Origin of the sequence: Pseudomonas trivialis (assembly GCF_036864995.1) — a bacterium.
Classification (GTDB): domain Bacteria; phylum Pseudomonadota; class Gammaproteobacteria; order Pseudomonadales; family Pseudomonadaceae; genus Aquipseudomonas; species Aquipseudomonas trivialis.
The window spans coordinates 48,684-61,803 of sequence record NZ_CP142151.1; the positions used below are offsets into that span (position 1 = coordinate 48,684).

The following is a 13,120-nucleotide window of genomic DNA, read 5'->3' on the forward strand; positions in this document are numbered from 1 at the left end:
GTGGCGACCATCATGAAGAAAGTCGATGCAGTGATCGTCGGCTTCGGCTGGACCGGTGCAATCATGGCCAAGGAACTGACGGAAGCGGGCCTGAACGTGGTCGCGCTGGAGCGCGGCCCGATGCAGGACACTTACCCGGACGGCAACTATCCCCAGGTCATCGACGAACTGACCTACAGCGTGCGTAAAAAACTCTTCCAGGACATTTCCAAGGAGACGGTGACCATTCGCCATAGCGTGAATGACGTCGCCCTGCCCAACCGCCAGCTTGGCGCCTTCCTGCCAGGCAACGGCGTCGGCGGTGCGGGCCTGCACTGGTCGGGCGTGCATTTTCGCGTCGACCCCATCGAGTTGCGCATGCGCAGCCATTACGAGGAGCGCTACGGCAAACACTTCATTCCCAAGGACATGACCATCCAGGATTTCGGCGTCAGCTACGAAGAGCTGGAGCCGTTTTTCGATTACGCGGAGAAAGTCTTCGGCACCTCCGGCCAGGCCTGGACCGTCAACGGACAGTTGGTGGGCGAAGGGCGCGGCGGCAACCCGTATGCGCCAGATCGCTCCAATCCATTCCCGTTGCAATCGCAGAAAAACACCGTCTCCGCGCAGCTGTTTCAGAAAGCGGCTGCCGAGGTCGGTTACAAGCCCTACAACCTGCCGTCGGCCAATACCTCGGGGCCTTACACCAACCCCTATGGCGCGCAAATGGGGCCGTGCAACTTCTGCGGATTCTGCAGCGGCTATGTCTGCTACATGTACTCCAAGGCATCGCCGAACGTGAACATCCTGCCTGCGTTGCGCCAGGTGCCCAACTTTGAGCTGCGGCCCAATTCCCATGTGCTCAAGGTCAATCTCGACAGCACCAAAAGCAAAGCCACCGGCGTGACCTACATCGATGCCCAGGGCCGCGAGTGCGAGCAGCCGGCGGACCTGGTGATTCTCGGTGCCTTCCAGTTCCACAACGTGCGGCTGATGCTGCTGTCGGGTATCGGCAAGCCCTACGACCCGATCACCAACGAGGGCGTGGTGGGCCGCAATTTTGCCTACCAGAACATGGCCACCATCAAGGCGTTTTTCGACAAGGACACCCACACCAATAACTTTATCGGTGCGGGCGGCAACGGCGTGGCCATCGATGATTTCAACGCGGACAACTTCGACCATGGGCCCCATGGTTTTGTCGGCGGCTCGCCGATGTGGGTCAACCAGGCGGGCAGCCGGCCAATTGCCGGCACGTCCAACCCGCCGGGCACTCCGGCCTGGGGCAGTGCGTGGAAGCGCGCTACCGCCGATTACTACACCCATCAGGTGTCGATGGATGCTCACGGCGCCCATCAATCCTACCGGGGCAACTACCTCGATCTGGACCCGGTATACCGCGATGCCTACGGCCTGCCGCTGCTGCGGATGACGTTCGACTGGCAGGAAAACGACATCAAGATGAACCGCTTCATGGTCGAGAAAATGAGCAAGGTCGCCGAAGCGATGAACCCCAAGTCGATTGCCCTGCTCGGCAAGAAAGTCGGCGAGCATTTCAATACGGCTTCCTACCAGACCACCCACCTCAACGGCGGCGCGATCATGGGCACCGACCCGAAGACCAGCGCGTTGAACCGCTATCTGCAGAGCTGGGATGTACACAATGTGTTTGTCCCCGGCGCGTCCGCTTTCCCACAAGGTCTGGGCTACAACCCTACCGGCCTGGTGGCGGCGTTGACCTACTGGTCGGCCCGGGCGATCCGCGAGCAGTACCTGAAAAACCCCGGCCCGCTGGTTCAGGCATAAGGAGCGATAACCATGAAAGCATTTGTTATCGCGACCCTGGCGCTGTTCAGCAGTTGCTCGGTGAGCGCTGCCGAAACCGATCTGATCAAGCAGGGCGAATACCTGGCCCGTGCCGGTGACTGCGTGGCCTGCCACACCGCCAGGGACGGCAAGCCGTTCGCCGGCGGCCTGCCGATGGAAACCCCCATCGGCGTGATCTATTCCACCAACATCACCCCGGATAAAACAGGCCTGGGCGACTATAGCTTCGAAGACTTCGACAAGGCCGTACGCCATGGCGTCGCCAAGAGCGGTAGTACGCTGTACCCGGCGATGCCCTACCCGTCTTACGCGCGTGTCAGCGAAAGCGACATGCAGGCGTTGTACGCGTATTTCATGAAAGGTGTGGAGCCGGTTGCCCAGGAAAACCGGGACAGCGACATTCCCTGGCCCCTGAGCATGCGCTGGCCATTGGCGGCGTGGCGCTGGATGTTTGCGCCTGACGTGGCGGATTACCAGGCGCCGAAGGGTGCCGATCGGGTGATCAGCCGTGGCGCCTATCTGGTGGAAGGCCTCGGTCACTGCGGCGCGTGCCATACGCCGCGTGCGCTGACCATGCAGGAAAAAGCCCTGAGCGCTGCCGATGGCAATGCGTTCCTGTCCGGCAGCACGCCGCTGGAAGGCTGGATCGCCAAGAGCCTGCGCGGCGATCACAAGGACGGCCTCGGCAGCTGGAGCGAAGAGCAACTGGTGCAGTTTCTCAAGACCGGTCGCAGTGACCGCAGCGCGGTGTTTGGCGGCATGAGTGACGTTGTCGTCCACAGCATGCAGTACATGTCTGAAGACGACCTGACCGCTATCGCCCGTTACCTCAAGAGCCTGCCGGCGGTCGATCCCAAGGACGCGCCGCATCAATACGACAAGCAGGTGGCCGAGGCGTTGTGGAGGGGCGATGACAGCAAGCCGGGCGCGTCGGTTTACATCGACAATTGCGCGGCTTGCCACCGTACCGATGGCCATGGCTATACGCGTGTGTTCCCTGCGCTGGCAGGCAATCCGGTGCTGCAGACGGCGGATGCCACGTCGTTGATCAACATCGTGTTGAACGGCGGCACCCTGCCGGCTACCCACGCGGCGCCATCGACCTTCACCATGCCGGCGTTTGCCTGGCGTTTGTCGGATCAGGAAGTGGCGGACGTTGTCAGTTTCATTCGTGGCAGCTGGGGCAATAAAGGCACGCCGATCAGCGCCAGCGAGGTGGCCGACCTGCGCAAGAGCGATATGCGCAGCACCTCGGGCGATGACCTGGGGCAAGTCACGCAAAAGCACTGACCGCCGGACGGCACTGGTCATAACGCTTGTGTCTCGATACTGTACATAAAAACAGTATCGAGGCATTTTCATGACGACTGCGCTGCCGCCCCGTGGCCGGGGCACGGCCACCAATCTGCACAACCGCTTTGCGCCCACCGTCAGCGTGGCTGAAGACGACGGCTGGCATCAGGAAGTGCCGCAGACCCAGGGCACCGAAGTGCGCATCGAAACGGCCAAAACCATCATCACGCGCAACAACTCGCCGGATCTGCCGTTTGATCGTTCGATCAACCCGTATCGCGGCTGCGAGCATGGCTGCATATGTTCCGTGAAAGGTTCCAACGTCAAAGCGGGTTTCCCGGTCGCTGAACTCCCGGAAAACGGTATGTTTTTAGATCGAGGTGGTTTGGAGTGCTGGGACTTGTACCAGTGCGAGAAATCGCCGGATAACACGGTGTTTGCGTCGGCTCCGCAGGTGAGCCCCGGACGACCAACCACTTGTTGATTTGTACCACCCACAGCGAGATTATGCGTGGCATCACAACGCCATCTCTGAGGGAATTCGAAATGCCATTAGAAACACGGAACGTTTTCATTGATACAGAGTTTTACGTAAAGGCGAGCTTAGATTTTTCATCTCGAACGTTTGAAGCATTCAAAGAAATTTGCGACGAAGGCGAACTAAAGCACATCACAAGCACAATTGTGATTAAAGAGGTTCAGCGGAAGATTACGGAACAAATCACGGATGCCATCAGTGGCGTGGTGAATTTTAGAAGAAAAGCTAAAAGCCTAAAAAACTCGAAAGATAAGATCATTCAAAATCTATTCAAAGAATTTGATCAGCAAAAAACCGTCGATGATGCTATTGCTGTTTTTGATGACTTTATTAAAAGTTCTAAGACGAAGATTGTAGACCTAAAAAAGATCGACGCTAATGAAGTGATGGATTTGTACTTTGAAAGAAAGCCTCCATTTATCAGCGAAAAAAAGAAAAATGAATTTCGTGACGCTTTTTCCCTGCTAGCTATTAGATCAGCTTTAAAAGGAAAGGATAAGGTATATGTAATTTCCGCTGATCCTGACCATATTTCTTTTTGCGAACACAATCCGAAATTCATCAGCATTGATACGTTAAGCAAATTCCTTGACATTTATACCGCACACCACGACAAGCGTGCCGCGTTCATAAAGAATTTTTTAGAAGAGCGTGTTGATCAAATTAAGGAGGAAATTAGGTCTCAACTTGAAGCGGCAGGAGCCTATAACGCTTCAACATGGGAAGATGCCGACGTTGATCATTACTCAATTTTGGACATCAAAGACTTTGAACCGTCTATCATTCATTTAGATGATCAAAGCTGTCAGATCGTATTCGATGTGGATGTTGTTTATTCTGTGACGGTAACCGGCCCAGACTTTGTTAACGGGCGGTATGACCGCGAAGATGATCGCTTATATACTTTCGACGACACAACACGTGAGGAAAGTGGCGACCTTGAGTTTTCTGTCGAGATAGAGTTGTCATATGAAATGGATGATGGTGATTTCATCAATGAAGAAATGGATATAAATGTACGAGGAATATCCGGCGGTATCGAATTCAGCGTGGAAGAAACACCGGAACACGATTACTACTAGTATTTGACCACACCATTGAGGCCGCCTATGCGGCCTTTATTCTGGTTATCGCTCCGCTTTAAAATCACAAGCTTTTTAAAGTCAAGAAAAAGGGCCTAAGCACAATAGACCGTATATGGACGAAACGGAAAAATGACAATAAAAAAGCCCTTTCGGGCTGGTTTATATTCTCATCATATCTACAAGGCTTTTATAGTGTTTGTTCGTGTCGTTAAACGTCACCATCACATCAACGCCATCAATATTATAGACTGGGTTTAAAAGTGATGGCCTTGTGGCTTTTATCTCTTCGCTTTCAGTCTCTTGATAGTCAAATGGCTTCAAGGTCTGTATCAACGTCAAATGGCCTAAATTACATTTTAACGTTTTTATTACCTTGCGATCTTTTACGATTGAGATTGAAACCCTGTATTCATATTTCAATTCTTTGAAAAAGAAAAAATCCCTTGATGCGAATGTTTCTTTAAAAGCTTCTTTAATGACAGGCTCGATTTCTACATTGTTAATCGCTGTTAAATCTTCTTTATCAATCAATCTTGCATATTTCTCACAAGTCGAAATTAACGAAATTGCTTTGTATTTTTTAGTCTTGCATATCTTGATTACTGAATAATCATAATCGTAATTAGCATCTATATCGAACAAATGGATTTTTTTCTGTGTAGCTTCTTCGTATTCTTCTGACTTGAAATAGTCATTAAGCACATAATTAGCAACGCCAATTGATGACGTTGACTTGCTGACTAATAAAAATCTATTTGGGTCTTTTTCCCTATTTTTGAATATTGTATCAACGCCAAATACGGCACATGAGTGAAATGCTTCTTCTGCTAAATCGACTAGATTAAATTTATTTTTGATGTTTTTCATAAATCTCCTTTTATGTGTTGTTACTTAAATGAAAGCACGAAAAAAGAAGAAGTCAACAGAAAGGGCCTAAACAATTTAGTGTATAGGGCTTATTGTCTAACCCTATTTTAAAATAATGTTCGACCTTAAATATATTTTCAATCTGCTATTGACACGTAATTTATGGCTTACGCAAGCCATAAAACGACCATCGCAAAAATGGCAAAACTCAATAATTTGCAAGATTTTCTAAAATAAAATCATCGAAATTTTATCGAAAAATAATTTGTCAAAAGAAAGGGCCTAAACCCAACAGGCACAAAAAAGCCCCAATCAAGGGGCTTTAAATCTTCATGAAAAGTATCAGCCAGCGACAGGAACGCCGTTCAATTTTTTGATCAAGGCGTCGAAGTCGGCCACCTTGTTTTTCTTGATCAGGTCATTCAAATAATCAGCGTATGTCGTGAAGCCTAGGGCTTCAATGGTCTTGCCAACGGCACCGGCTTTCTTGCTTTGTAAGATCGTCTCTACGCCATCGATCTTAACTTTAAACTTCGGGGCTTTCGCCTTTGTGGTCTTCACGCTCACGCTTTTAGGTGTTTTAGCGGGGATATGAGAACCGTGAAGGGAATGCACCACGCCAACAAAAGCGGGCACCGTATAGCCGTATTTATTGCGAAGGGCTTCAAGCTCTTCGACAAATTTCATGACCTTTGCTTCTTCTTCGTTTGATTGAAGGCTTTTGATTTGCTCTTCAAGGTGTTTTTGCTGTGCCAGTAGATCAAGCAATTTAGACATTTGAGACGATCCATGTGGTGGTTTTTCAGGATCATAAATATCTTGATGAAAATTGTCAAAACAGATGCTTGGGTTAACGCATTTTATTTTTTAAGCACTTAACGATTTAGGTTTAAAGATTTTAGATCCACCAGTGAGCTTTTGACCTTCGCCTACATCTTCTTAATACATTTACGAAGTAAATACCTTTTCTTTTCCTGAAACGTTCAAATAAGACCGCGAAAATAAGGAAATATTGAAAATCTCGGTTAACGCTCCTTATAAAAATATGGGTTTATGGTTAACGCTCCTTATAAATCAACATACAAAAATGCTTTAAAAGCTGAATAAAAATTCAGCACTATAATATAGTTAACGCAAATTATAAAAATTTTCCTGTTATCTCTTGAAATTATCTTTTTTTATGATTTCATATAAGTATTAACAGGCGAAAAAATAACCATGAAATATTCATTAAAAACAAAAGAGAGAAAAGTATTTGCATTAAATACGTTTGTATCAGTGCCAAAAGCGTTTCTAGCGTTGCCGCTGTTTAACATAGCAAATCAGTCGGAAGAGTTAGCCGATAAGATAACAATACCAAAATATCAAAACATGCGTGATATTGTCATGAATTCATCATCATTAACTATATTCAATGATTTTGAGTTCTTCCTTTTTATTCTACGCAAGGTAATAAACAGCAATAGCACTGAAATCGAGTTCGCAACCAAAGAATTGATGGACGATCTAAAAATTGCCAACAACCAACGTCCCAATTATTTAAAAATCTTTCAAGCGTCCATGATTAAGCTTGGACAAATAAACGTCTCTTATAAAGAAAAACGCGATGATAAAATTGTTGCCGTTGTATTTTCTTTTATTGAGGGCGAGCTAGAAAAAGACAAATGCACAATCTCCGTTTCAAAAAGATTTATTGAGTTTTTTGGAAGTCTAAAAGAGCTTTACGAAATAGATCCTAGAATACTCGGCAAACTAACAAATGAATATCAAAGAATGCTTTATGTTTTGTATGTGTGTAACAGACGTAATGACGTGAATTATTTCAGTGTTGAAATGTTGAAGCAGCGTTTCAGGATCAACAGTGAAAAGATGCCCGATAAAAGGTTCGTATTGAAAATAAGAAAAGCAAATATAGCTCTTCAAGCAATGGGCTTTATAGATGGTTTTACAGAGACAAAAAAAGAACCTGAAAAATTGCGTAGTCAAACAATTAGATTTGATGTGAGTTACAGCTATAAAACTCTTTACAAAAAAAACGATAAAAAGAAGAGTGCGGAAGGGTCGAATTCAGACGATTTTGATCGTGAGTTGAGTGAAGATTTTTACGAAGAAATTGAAGAGCCAAAAGCACCTAATAAATTAACAGATGATGGGGACGAAGAATGGATATAAATGAAATCAAAGAAATAGATTTAAAGCACGTCAGCCTAGCCGCTGTAGGCTTGATTAAGCAGATTGAAAGCATATTGCCAACGATCCCTAACGACCGTGTTAGACAGATGGTGTCGGTTAAATTAAGCACCGCTATCAGCGAGGGTGGAAATGAGGCCATGTTACGTCAAATTTTGATCTTAGCTACTGCGTCAATCGAAAGTAGCGAATTGATCGAACATAAAATGACTACCGGCGATCTTGAATACAATCCTTTTACCGGGGAAATACTCAGCGAAATAAACGTTTTACCAGCCGTTGTTGCTGTCATAAAAGTGCAAAAAGAAGTATTGAAAAGCAAAGCACCGAAAGCAACACCAAATGAACAAAAACCGCCAGCGGTTTAACATCGATCAGGAGATCCATGAATGTAAGAAATGTAATCACTTTTTTAACGCTGCTTTTCCTTCCTATCGTCGCATTCGCTGACGGTGATGCAACCGCCGCCCGTGTTGAATTGATTTCAGCAAATATCGGACTAATCAAGCTCGTCATTTTCTTAATCGGATTTACCCTTTTTGTTGCAGGTGGGTACAAGCTCATATTGCTTACCGAACAAGGCGGAAAAATGGCTAAAAGCGTGCCACTTGTTTACTTGATTGTTGGTGCTGTTCTTATGAACCTTACGATGTCCATCGGTGTGTTTGGCAATACCTTGTTTAAAGCCGGGGATTTCTGTTTTGTCGTGTCCGAAGGTGCGATAAATAACGCTTGTATGAATACAGAAGTTTCAGGGCTTACGGGTGAATTAAAGGGCAGAATTGAAAAGCTTTCGAGTGGAAGCACTGCCGAAGCATTCATGCAAAACGTGCAAATCATTATCGGTATTTTGCAAATTATTGGTTTTATCTATTTTGCGGTTGGTGCCTATGGATTAGCACAAGTTGCGAATGGATCATCAAAAGATAGCGGCTACGGTAAACCCATTATAACAATGTTTGCATCGGCGTTGATTGTCGATATACCGCACACGGCACAGATGGCAATTGATACGCTTGAAAAAATAGGAATTAACTTTTAAATAAACACAGGGGGGAATTATGAAAAATACAATATTACTTTTAACGCTTTTATTCTCAGTCAATGCTTTTGCTGTTAATGACTTTTGTGAAGATGGATGCACAATGGAAGAAATAGAAGCAAGAAATAAAGCAAACTATAAAACACATGAGCAATTGATGCGTGAAGGACATGAGTGGGAAGCGGAGCATTTTAGAAAGCTTGTTGAAGAAAACAGGGAAGCTCAAGCAAGATATGACGCACTCCCAAAATATGTACATACACCGAAAGGGCCAGTTATCACATGCGTTCAAGAAGTTTACGAAAAAGCTACGGGGATCTTGGGCGATGATGCAACAAACCACATCGACGTTTCTATCATTTCGCCCGGCAAATGTAGTTTTGAAGTAAAAGAATTCGGAGACTTCGGGCGTGGTTGCGACAATCTAGCCGCTCTTTCTAGTATTGCAAAAATGGGATTTTACCAAGAAGAACAATGCAGATATGAAGACGAAAGCTGGAAAGTATATTTACAGTACAAAGACGTAATTTATACACCTGAATGGACTAATGCACTAAATCGAGAATATTACAACAAGTTGAAACCTATTAAACAAAGGCACATTGACAACGTTGCTAAATTGCAAGATCAAGAAAGAGCTTTAAATAAATCCGATAAATAAACAAGCCCAGAAAATGGCTTTTTGTTCGTATTTGATTTTTTAATATTATTATATATAATAATATTAACAACATATTTTAATGAAATGAGAACATCGAAAATAGTAATTTTAGTTTTAGGTATAGCACTAGCCGCATTTTTTACTTCGATTTATTTTGCAGTAGCCGCAAATTTCTACAACATTCAATTTTTCTTATTGATCGCCATTCAGATCCTTGGCATTTACGCATTGCTAGGTTTGAAGGGTGAAGCACAAAGGAGAGAAAACAAAACAAACAACAATAACGAGGTATCACAATGATCAAGCTTTCAATCTTAACAATCGCATTATTTGCTTCAATGTCAGCCAATGCAGCTTATAAAATTTACATACCAATAGAAGCAAAGCTAGGCGGGTCATTGCCTGATAATACTTTGGCGTGGGTTGGTGTCCCTGATGGTGGTGTTGTGGGTGGTGGGAATGGTTCAAATCCAACGACACCGGAAGAACCAGAAAACCCAGAAAACCCAGAAAAACCGGAACCTAAGCCAGAAAGAAAATTGGTTACTACTCTAAATTTCTCAGTAGTTTCCGGCGAAACAAATAGTCTTTTCACATCGGACAGACAAAATGGGTTTGTTCTTCAAACTTCCACGTTTGCCATTAAAGGTGCGTTAAAGCACGGTCAAAATTACTACGTTACGAACAATGGTAATGAGTGTAAATATAATGCAGCTGTATGCATAATTGATTATAACTGTTTCTATTCATCCGATAAATTAAGCGGTGAATATACATTGTTATCAATTTCGCCAAGCCAAGCCAAAGCGTGTCTTAATGTAGTGACCAATCACTTCACGGGTACCAAATCTTTGAGCAACGTGACGATTTACGACAACCCAAAAACAGAATGAAGAAAACGCCATTAAGGCGTTTTTTATTGCGGCATAAGTTTAATGCCAACAGGCTTTCTTTTTTCTCTTCTTTTCGTTCGCTTTCGTCTATCAAATCTTTCATCATATTCAAAGCGGCTAGCTGGTCTGTCGCACTTCCGTCGCTCATATCAGTAAGCTTATTTAAAGCACCTTCAAGCACGCCAGCAGCAACATCTACAACTTTCCCTGCAGCGGCCATTCCAGCAGTTTTAACACCATCCGCAATTTCGGCTCCGGTTGTTTTTTCTGGGGTTTTTTCAGTTGGTAAAGCTTTAATATTGTTTTTTTCAATCGGCTTCTTAAAAGCTGGATTTTCAAGCTTCAATTTTTCAAGCTTTGCTTTATCTGTCAAAGTAGGTTCAAAACCTTTGAGCGAGTAACCTTTTTGATCCAGTTGCATCATGTGGAATTCGAGCCATGCGTTACGCTTAAAATCGTCATTGCCATTAAGGTATAAGGTTTGTGGTTTGCCGTTCTCAGTGAGCTTCTGCAAGCCCGCTTTAATCACCATCGGGTTACTGGTTTTGAACGTGGCACAGCCATTACTGTATTCAAAGGCTTTTTTGTTTGAGTTTTTGAAAAAGAAATCGCGACCATCAGGCGTATCGAAGCGAGTATCTAAAACGCGGTTGAACTCCTTAATTCTTTTTTCTGTGATGCTTGATTGTTCATCATGAAAATCGCCGCCAATGCTTCCAAAACCATCATTCCCAGGCTTTTCTTTGTGAAGTGAAGCAAGGGTAGCGGCAAACTCGGGATCGTCGCCTAATGCGGCTTTTAAGGTCTTGTAGGACACAGCAAGATCGGAAGCCTTGAAGGTCTGATCATCTTTGGTCATTGAATAGGCTTCTTTCCCACTGTGGTGAATGTCGAAGCCCGCACCATTCGCCAGCATCAAGAACTCGGAAGCGGTCAACGCATTATCCAGAATGGTTTTTAATTCTTTTTTAAAGGTCTTCTTGTATTCGTCTTCGTCCTTTGGTTTTCGGTGCTCATTGTAAAGCCCATATTTCAATTCAAGCTTTTTAATGATCGGGTTGTAATCGATCATCTTGTTATTGACCTTTTTTGTTTCTAGGTCAGTAAGATGGATCATTGCATGAACGTGGTGGTGTTCGGTGTTTCTTTCGACAACAAACAAATAATGGCGATTGTCATTCAGGCCATTTTTCACGCCGTTATTTAAATAGACTTCTTTTGCCATTTCAATCATTTGTGCATCTGTAAACTTGTCGCCTTCGCTTGGGTGAAGCGACAGCATATTAAATTGATATAGATTTTTTTGATTGTGAACGCGGTCGCCTTCAAAAACATTTTTTATACGTGTGGCATATTCCATATTCGTTTCACCATCCAAACGGGGGATGGTGCAATCTATTGCGTCACCTTCGGGGTTTAGTTTTAAAAGGTAGTTAGCTGATGATCTGGTTCTATTACCTCTCCCCTTTCTCATTTTCATTTTATTGATCATGATTTAAGCCCCCTTTTTTTCTTGGCCTTAATGACTTCTTTGAGGGTCAAATCTGTTGAACGCTTTATGTTTTCTTCGTAAATGCAATACCCTTTAATTGCACGATCTAAGTTTGCGGAAAACGAAATCATAGCGTTTAAATTTTTTCTATCATCTTTTTCTAGGTAGTTGATCAGGGTTTGAAACTTTTCAGGCTGTAATTGAATAAGGTCTAAACCTTTATTGATGCCTTTTCCAAGATCCTTGGCTTTTGCTAAAACGGCACTGTATTTCTCGACCTCGCTCACTAAGATGATGCCAGAATTATTTATTGAATTTATTACGAGTTCGACAACTGATTTTGAGTTGGTCGCAGCCATTGCGGCTAAGATGGTGTCTTTTTCTTCTTGTGTAACGCGAAGGGTAAAACGTTTGTCTCTGTTTCTTACTCTTGGTTTTTTGTCATTGCTCATAGTTCTCCTGATCGGGGTTTATAATTTGGTGAACAAAGGCCGGGGCCTGTTGTTCATTTTTGTTGCTATCAACTTTCTCTAACCTCGTCAGGAATTTCACCATAAATAGTTATATTCAATCCAATAGTCATTAAGCTCATCAAGAAAAGCTTATGCTCATCTGTGATATATTCGCTGTTATGGATTGCACCAAGCAAGTATGTAAATAATGCGATATTGTCTTTTTCGACATTGGCAAGTAATGTTTCTGCAATACTTCCTTCTTTCAATTCAAAAATAATTTCAGCTTGTATATTTGTTAGTGTTTCAAGTATGTCTGTCAATTTCATAATTTTCCTCATGCTTATGTTTGTTTTTTTGACCAATGAGCATCAGCTAATTGATCGGGTCTTGCTTTTGATTTTCTGTAATGTCCACAGACATTGCAGTAACTGGCTTTTGACTTTCTGTAATATCCGAAGGTATTACAGCAACCGGCTTTTGACTTTGCTTTTGCCTTTGCTCTTGATCTTAAATTTCAAACGAAGTGCGACAATTTCAAGCGGCCCGTCCCGAAGGGTGGACAGACACGACGAAGTCAGTGGCAGTCCAAGGGCCTTGCTTGCAAAAGAAAGAAAGCTTACCTATACAATTATCATATTATAATGTGCTGTCAAATTAGTGGACTGCCAACTATATAAAAATATGGACTGCCAATTTTAGGACTGCCAAAAAAATAGCCATCCAATTTGGACAGCCATTTTATACCGTTTGATTTTTAGACCATATTAAGAAAGCATGTTAGACGTTTGATGGTTAGAC

Annotated in this window: 13 protein-coding genes and 1 pseudogene; 9 read left to right on the forward strand and 5 right to left on the reverse strand. The window is 44.1% G+C overall.

Annotation, left to right across the window (positions count from 1 at the left end; translation table 11 throughout):
• From VRB54_RS00250 to VRB54_RS00265, 4 genes and pseudogenes are all read left to right on the forward strand, one after another.
• Positions 1 to 1,785 (forward strand): GMC family oxidoreductase, encoded by a 1,785-nt coding sequence (locus tag VRB54_RS00250; protein WP_057006197.1) that lies wholly within the window; start codon positions 1 to 3, stop codon positions 1,783 to 1,785.
• A gap of 12 nt (positions 1,786 to 1,797) precedes the next feature.
• The gene (locus VRB54_RS00255; RefSeq protein ID WP_338479083.1) at positions 1,798 to 3,096 is read left to right on the forward strand and encodes a cytochrome c; all 1,299 of its coding nucleotides are present in this window, start codon (positions 1,798 to 1,800) and stop codon (positions 3,094 to 3,096) included.
• A 70-nt stretch (positions 3,097 to 3,166) separates the two neighbouring features.
• Positions 3,167 to 3,400 (forward strand): annotated as a pseudogene (locus tag VRB54_RS00260) (radical SAM protein); the annotation flags it as partial.
• 245 nt (positions 3,401 to 3,645) lie between these two features.
• Positions 3,646 to 4,719 carry a PIN domain-containing protein gene (locus tag VRB54_RS00265; RefSeq protein WP_338479084.1) on the forward strand — a complete coding sequence of 358 codons (1,074 nt, stop codon included), beginning with the start codon at positions 3,646 to 3,648 and terminating at the stop codon, positions 4,717 to 4,719.
• Positions 4,720 to 4,881: 162 nt separating this feature from the next.
• Here VRB54_RS00265 and VRB54_RS00270 read toward each other — a convergent pair whose 3' ends face one another.
• Complete coding sequence (locus tag VRB54_RS00270; RefSeq protein WP_338479085.1) at positions 4,882 to 5,589, reverse strand: hypothetical protein; 708 nt, start codon at positions 5,587 to 5,589, stop codon at positions 4,882 to 4,884.
• Between the two features lie 342 nt (positions 5,590 to 5,931).
• Positions 5,932 to 6,366, reverse strand: coding sequence for a hypothetical protein (locus VRB54_RS00275; RefSeq protein WP_019828235.1), 435 nt, complete (start codon positions 6,364 to 6,366; stop codon positions 5,932 to 5,934).
• 441 nt (positions 6,367 to 6,807) lie between these two features.
• Between VRB54_RS00275 and VRB54_RS00280 the strand changes: the two genes are divergently transcribed.
• The 5 genes from VRB54_RS00280 (at position 6,808) to VRB54_RS00300 (ending at position 10,375) form a co-directional block, all read left to right on the forward strand.
• Positions 6,808 to 7,761, forward strand: coding sequence for a hypothetical protein (locus VRB54_RS00280; protein ID WP_338479086.1), 954 nt, complete (start codon positions 6,808 to 6,810; stop codon positions 7,759 to 7,761).
• Complete coding sequence (locus VRB54_RS00285; RefSeq protein WP_338479087.1) at positions 7,752 to 8,147, forward strand: hypothetical protein; 396 nt, start codon at positions 7,752 to 7,754, stop codon at positions 8,145 to 8,147. The genes VRB54_RS00280 and VRB54_RS00285 overlap by 10 nt, the downstream gene beginning before the upstream one ends.
• 17 nt (positions 8,148 to 8,164) lie before the next feature.
• Positions 8,165 to 8,821 (forward strand): hypothetical protein, encoded by a 657-nt coding sequence (locus VRB54_RS00290; RefSeq protein ID WP_338479088.1) that lies wholly within the window; start codon positions 8,165 to 8,167, stop codon positions 8,819 to 8,821.
• Positions 8,822 to 8,840: 19 nt separating this feature from the next.
• On the forward strand, positions 8,841 to 9,482 hold the full coding sequence (locus VRB54_RS00295) for a hypothetical protein (RefSeq protein WP_338479089.1): 642 nt from the start codon (positions 8,841 to 8,843) through the stop codon (positions 9,480 to 9,482).
• Between the two features lie 296 nt (positions 9,483 to 9,778).
• Positions 9,779 to 10,375, forward strand: coding sequence for a hypothetical protein (locus VRB54_RS00300; RefSeq protein ID WP_338479090.1), 597 nt, complete (start codon positions 9,779 to 9,781; stop codon positions 10,373 to 10,375).
• On the opposite strand, the gene VRB54_RS00305 is transcribed toward VRB54_RS00300, so the two are convergent.
• The 3 genes from VRB54_RS00305 to VRB54_RS00315 form a co-directional block, all read right to left on the reverse strand.
• Positions 10,317 to 11,867 (reverse strand): relaxase/mobilization nuclease domain-containing protein, encoded by a 1,551-nt coding sequence (locus tag VRB54_RS00305; protein ID WP_338479091.1) that lies wholly within the window; start codon positions 11,865 to 11,867, stop codon positions 10,317 to 10,319. The two genes, VRB54_RS00300 and VRB54_RS00305, sit on opposite strands and share 59 nt — an antisense overlap.
• Positions 11,864 to 12,319 carry a hypothetical protein gene (locus VRB54_RS00310; RefSeq protein WP_338479092.1) on the reverse strand — a complete coding sequence of 152 codons (456 nt, stop codon included), beginning with the start codon at positions 12,317 to 12,319 and terminating at the stop codon, positions 11,864 to 11,866. Before VRB54_RS00310 ends, VRB54_RS00305 begins: the two co-directional genes overlap by 4 nt.
• A gap of 68 nt (positions 12,320 to 12,387) precedes the next feature.
• A complete protein-coding gene (locus VRB54_RS00315; protein WP_338479093.1) occupies positions 12,388 to 12,648 on the reverse strand; it encodes a hypothetical protein in 261 nt (86 codons plus the stop codon).
• Positions 12,649 to 13,120: the final 472 nt, after the last annotated feature.

Bases quoted from the DNA above. Each gene is read 5' to 3' on its own strand.
- VRB54_RS00305 (WP_338479091.1), bottom strand. From the start codon at position 11,867: ATGATCAATAAAATGAAAATGAGAAAGGGGAGAGGTAATAGAACCAGA.
- VRB54_RS00280 (WP_338479086.1), top strand. From the start codon at position 6,808: ATGAAATATTCATTAAAAACAAAAGAGAGAAAAGTATTTGCATTAAAT.
- VRB54_RS00265 (WP_338479084.1), top strand. From the start codon at position 3,646: ATGCCATTAGAAACACGGAACGTTTTCATTGATACAGAGTTTTACGTA.
- VRB54_RS00290 (WP_338479088.1), top strand. From the start codon at position 8,165: ATGAATGTAAGAAATGTAATCACTTTTTTAACGCTGCTTTTCCTTCCT.
- VRB54_RS00285 (WP_338479087.1), top strand. From the start codon at position 7,752: ATGGATATAAATGAAATCAAAGAAATAGATTTAAAGCACGTCAGCCTA.
- VRB54_RS00310 (WP_338479092.1), bottom strand. From the start codon at position 12,319: ATGAGCAATGACAAAAAACCAAGAGTAAGAAACAGAGACAAACGTTTT.
- VRB54_RS00295 (WP_338479089.1), top strand. From the start codon at position 8,841: ATGAAAAATACAATATTACTTTTAACGCTTTTATTCTCAGTCAATGCT.
- VRB54_RS00255 (WP_338479083.1), top strand. From the start codon at position 1,798: ATGAAAGCATTTGTTATCGCGACCCTGGCGCTGTTCAGCAGTTGCTCG.
- VRB54_RS00315 (WP_338479093.1), bottom strand. From the start codon at position 12,648: ATGAAATTGACAGACATACTTGAAACACTAACAAATATACAAGCTGAA.
- VRB54_RS00275 (WP_019828235.1), bottom strand. From the start codon at position 6,366: ATGTCTAAATTGCTTGATCTACTGGCACAGCAAAAACACCTTGAAGAG.
- VRB54_RS00270 (WP_338479085.1), bottom strand. From the start codon at position 5,589: ATGAAAAACATCAAAAATAAATTTAATCTAGTCGATTTAGCAGAAGAA.
- VRB54_RS00300 (WP_338479090.1), top strand. From the start codon at position 9,779: ATGATCAAGCTTTCAATCTTAACAATCGCATTATTTGCTTCAATGTCA.